Origin of the sequence: Kamptonema sp. PCC 6506, from assembly GCF_000180455.1 — a bacterium.
Lineage (GTDB): Bacteria > Cyanobacteriota > Cyanobacteriia > Cyanobacteriales > Microcoleaceae > Kamptonema > Kamptonema formosum.
Genome location: NZ_CACA01000053.1, coordinates 1 through 4,977 on the forward strand (window position 1 = coordinate 1; position 4,977 = coordinate 4,977).

General features: G+C 44.9%; 3 protein-coding genes. 1 reads left to right on the forward strand and 2 read right to left on the reverse strand.

Annotated elements, in window-relative coordinates:
* Positions 1-3: 3 nt before the first annotated feature.
* Positions 4-2,187, reverse strand: coding sequence for an ATP-binding protein (locus OSCI_RS02665; protein WP_007353310.1), 2,184 nt, complete (start codon positions 2,185-2,187; stop codon positions 4-6).
* A 30-nt stretch (positions 2,188-2,217) separates the two neighbouring features.
* Positions 2,218-3,234, reverse strand: coding sequence for a hypothetical protein (locus OSCI_RS02670; RefSeq protein WP_007353311.1), 1,017 nt, complete (start codon positions 3,232-3,234; stop codon positions 2,218-2,220).
* A 348-nt stretch (positions 3,235-3,582) separates the two neighbouring features.
* Between OSCI_RS02670 and purL the strand changes: the two genes are divergently transcribed.
* A partial coding sequence (gene purL / locus OSCI_RS02675) for a phosphoribosylformylglycinamidine synthase subunit PurL (RefSeq protein ID WP_039961632.1) occupies positions 3,583-4,977 on the forward strand: 1,395 nt, incomplete at its 3' end.

The window sequence follows — 4,977 nt, forward strand, 5'->3', positions numbered from 1 at the left end:
TAGTTATTGCTGAATGGGAATTTCGATCGCAAACTCAGTTCCCTGACCAAGGGTAGAGGAACACTTCAATTTTCCGCGATGTTTTTCTGTAATAATTTGATAGCTAATCGACATCCCCATGCCAGTGCCTTTCCCAATCGCCTTAGTTGTGAAGAATGGATTAAATATCCTTTGTTGAATATCTTCGGGAATGCCAGGGCCGTTATCTGCGATCGCAATCTGCACCCATTGGTCAGCAGTTACAGAAGTTCTAATTTTGATTCGACCAGGATTTACCTCAACTTCCTCAAACGTTCGATTGGCATTCCCCTCTTCGATTGCATCGATCGCATTGGTGAGAATATTCATAAACACTTGATTGAGTTGTCCGGCGTAACATTCCACCAAAGGTAAAGTGCCATAATCTTTGATCGTCTCAATTTCTGGTCGTCCTGATTGCCCTTTGAGACGATGTTGCAAAATCATGAGAGTGCTGTCAATACCTTCATGAATATCCACTGCCTTAATATCAGCTTCGTCCTTACGCGAAAAGTTACGCAGTGAGAGTACAATCTGCCGAATGCGATCCGTACCTATCCGCATAGAAGACAAAATGCGGGGTAAGTCTTCTTGCAAGAAATCCAGATCGATTTCCTCGGCTACAGTTTGAATTTCTGGAGTCGGTTGAGGATATTGCTGTTGATAAAGCTGAACAAAATATAATAAATTTTGAATGTAATCTTCAGCATGAGTGAGATTGCCATGAATGAAGTTAACCGGATTGTTAATTTCATGGGCAACTCCCGCAACTAATTCCCCCAAACTAGACATTTTTTCACTCTGAATCACCTGCGCTTGAGTGCTATGTAATTCACTTAAAGCATTTTTAAGTTCAACAGTGCGTACTTCCACCCGATTTTCTAGTTCTTCATTACTTTTTTCTAACGCCGTAAAGGATTCGCCCACTTGTTTCGCCATGTAATTAAAGGATTGGGCAAGTGTGTTTAGTTCTTTAATTCCGCTATCTTCCACAGCCTGATCTAAGTTACCAGATGCCATTGCCTTACTTGCCTGATTTAGACGGAGAATGGGCTGCACAACCCAGCGGGACGTGAAAATACCCATCGCAGAAGCGACTCCTAATGCCCCTAAACAGAGAAAGATAGTGGTGCGAGTGTTAGCGTTAATCTCTGCCATAAATTCGCTTTCTGGTACGCTCACTACTACTAACCAATCCAATCCATATTTGTCGCGCCAAGGGGTGACATGAAGATAATAAGGCTCTTCCTTTAAATCAAACTTAAGTTGTTTGGCTTCGGTAATGTTCTGGAAATTTTTAAAGCGTTGCTGGAGTTGTTTGGCAATTCCCTGCACTAGGGGGTTGCCACTTTCTATCGCCTTCAAACGCTGGATCTCGTTCTTAACGAGAACAAAGGGCTGCTCTTTCGCAGAATTGGCAATTAACATCCCATTCCGTTCCAGAATGAAAACCTGTCCTGACTGACTGACTTTCATACTTCGCAAGAAATCGCTCAGTTTTAACAGGTGAATGTCGGCTCCGACTATTCCTAGCAAGCGATTTTGTGCGTCATAGATAGGACGACCCGCCGAAGCAACGATAAAGGGATAATTGGGATAATTCCAGGTATAAATCCCCGACCAGACGGGTTTACCTGCTTTCACAGGTTCCGTATACCAGGGCATGGTGAAGTTGTCCCAATCAGTAATCGTAGCCAATTTGGTGCGATTACCCCGGTCATCGGTGGCGTAGGTGTAGCAATTGTTTGGAAGCTTGGCACTCCAATCATCAATCACCACTGTTTTGCCATCATAACTACCAGCTCCTGCTCCCTCACCCGTCGTTAGTCCGATGCCGATGTAAGTCAGGTCATAGGCCTGCATCTGATGCCAGAAATACTTTCCGACTGTTTTGCGATCGCGCACATCCAGCAATCCCATCCGAATCGCATCGGCATTTATCTGGCTCACTTTATGAGGGATAGATAAATAAGAATCCAGATGTTGATTTACCATGCTATTGGTTCGTTCCATCAGTTGGTTTGCCAGCTCATTTACAGCTTTCTGACCATTTCTGAAGGATAAATATCCAACTAGACTTACCGCTCCAAAGATTTGCAGAACGAATGGAATAATAAGAACAAGCTGCAAAGAGAATGCTTGTTCTTTGCTGGAATGTCGCGTCTTCATCTGCGGAATTTAGTTTGACATGGTTGCTATTTACTGCGATTCCAGATATTGGAGGAAATCGAGCAACTGTTCTTTATTTAAGTGATGCCGTGCGATTTTGCCGTAAGCTTGGTTAAGATGATCGCGACCTTGCTTTCTATCCCAATGCAAGCGAGTAATTTCCTCAGTAGTTTTGCTAAAAATTTCTAGATAGTCTAAGAAATCTAGTAACTCATGCCGAGCTAAAATACCCTGTGAAAGCTTGCCGTAAGCTTGAAGCAAATACTCCGATTCTTGATCTTTGCTCCACTTCAGGCGCTTGAGCAGTACGTCAATTTGCGCGATCGTATCGGAATTATCCTCTATGGTCTCGCTCGGCGGGCTCATTTCCAGAGGTATCCCACTTTGAATCTCTGTAGATAGGGGTTCCACTTCCCCTAGATCGAGGCTGCTGTCAGTCGGAGGCGAAAACGACGTTTCACTTTTGCCGCCTGTTGGCGAGGGTATTGCCGCTATCTCCTGACTTGGGGAAGAAACCCCATAACTAGAGGAAAGCCAAGCATCAGAGTCTAATTGCTTCGGCGCAGGGGGAACGCTTGGAGTCTGGGGAGGAAGTGGCGATCGCACGGGTTCAGGAGGCGACGAATATGTAGAGTCATTTACCGGCGTTTTGGTATTGACAAAACTACTTTGAGAGGAAGGAATAACCTTTTCAGTAGTAACAGGAATATCTCGCTGGGGAACTTGCGGTACAACATCTCCAGGGAAAGTTGACATTACATCTTCCCTAACGTCGTCTCGATTGGTTCCTGTGTACAGCCTGACAACTGGTTCAGTTTCCAGAGAAGTTGACTGAGGCATGGGGGCATTAAGATCGAGCATAGAGAGCGATCGCTTCCAGCTTTGATCCTCTGCCAACTCAACACTATCACCAGCAGACATCGCCGTAGCCAGAGTTTTTCCATCTACCTGAATCAGAGTGCGAACGACAAATTTACCGTGATAAATTGTCACCAACTCTGAGATTAACTGACCTGTCGGATAAAGAGCGTGAAATTTAGCAAACATAAGCTTTTGGCCCGAAAACCAGTGAGGGCTGCTCACCTAAGTGTAATACAGCCGCTTGAGAAATTCAGGACTTAGGCAGTTTTGAACGTATTTTTGGTATTTCTGTGATGGCGTTGGCGAAGCCTGCGCGTAGCGCTTGACTAGACGCAAGCAATCCCCAACTCTCCCTATACCCTGAAAGTGCGTAAGTCTTAAAATTTATGTAGCGATCGCGAACTATCTCAAAATTATGCACCCGTAACGCCACCCTCTGGGCGGTGAAAGAACCGCCCAGAGAGCGACATTACGATAAGATAACACTAATAAATCCAATTCAGGATTGCCCTTCACCAAGGAATTCAAAATATCATGTCATTAGCCCCATTCTCCCCAGAAGAAATCGCCGCTGAAGGTCTAAAACCTGAAGAATACGAAGAAATTGTCAAACGGCTAAATCGCCATCCCAACAAGGCTGAATTAGGAATGTTTGGCGTGATGTGGTCAGAACATTGCTGCTATAAAAATTCGCGGCCGCTACTCAAACAATTTCCCACCACAGGCGATCGCATTCTCGTCGGCCCCGGAGAAAATGCCGGCGTTATAGACTTAGGTAATGGCATCCAACTCGCCTTTAAAATCGAATCCCACAATCACCCTTCAGCAGTAGAACCATTCCAAGGTGCAGCCACCGGAGTCGGCGGAATTTTGCGAGATATATTCACAATGGGGGCGCGTCCCATTGCTGTATTAAACTCCCTCCGTTTTGGTTCCTTAGATGATGCTAAAACTCGGCGATTATTCACAGGTGTAGTATCAGGAATTTCCCATTATGGTAATTGCATTGGCGTTCCAACCGTCGGCGGCGAAATTTACTTTAACTCCGCCTATTCTGGCAATCCCTTAGTTAATGTCATGGCCCTGGGGTTAATGGAAACACCAGAAATAGTTAAATCCGGTGCATCTGGCATTGGTAATCCAGTGCTTTATGTTGGTTCAACTACTGGCAGAGATGGCATGGGCGGCGCAAGTTTCGCCAGTGCAGAATTAACCGATAAATCAGTTGACGATCGCCCCGCCGTGCAAGTAGGAGATCCCTTCTTAGAAAAATCATTAGTTGAAGCTTGCTTAGAAGCATTTAAAACAGGTGCAGTAGTAGCAGCCCAAGATATGGGTGCAGCCGGCATCACTTGTTCCACATCAGAAATGGCAGCCAAAGGTGGGGTTGGAATTGAATTTGATTTAGATAAAATCCCAGTTCGAGAAACAGGAATGGTTCCCTATGAATATCTCCTTTCCGAATCACAAGAACGGATGTTATTTGTGGCTCACAAAGGGCGCGAACAAGAGTTAATTGATATTTTTCACCGTTGGGGACTCCAAGCCGTCATCGCTGGTCAAGTCATTGCCGAACCAATCGTGCGAATTTTATTTAAGGGAGAAATTGCCGCCGAAATTCCCGCAACTGCTTTAGCAGAGAATACGCCCATTTATCACCATAAATTGTTGACAGAATTGCCCGAATATGTAAAGAAAGCTTGGGAATGGTCAGCTAATTCTTTGCCTCCTTGTACAATTAATGGTATTGAAATTGCCGAAGAGTTTCAAACTTGGAATGAAATTTTATTGACACTACTAGATACGCCGACAATTGCTTCTAAAAGTTGGGTTTATCGACAGTACGACCATCAAGTACAAAATAACACTGTAATGCTTCCCGGTGCAGCCGATGCAGCGATTATCCGATTGCGTCCGTTGGAACCCCCC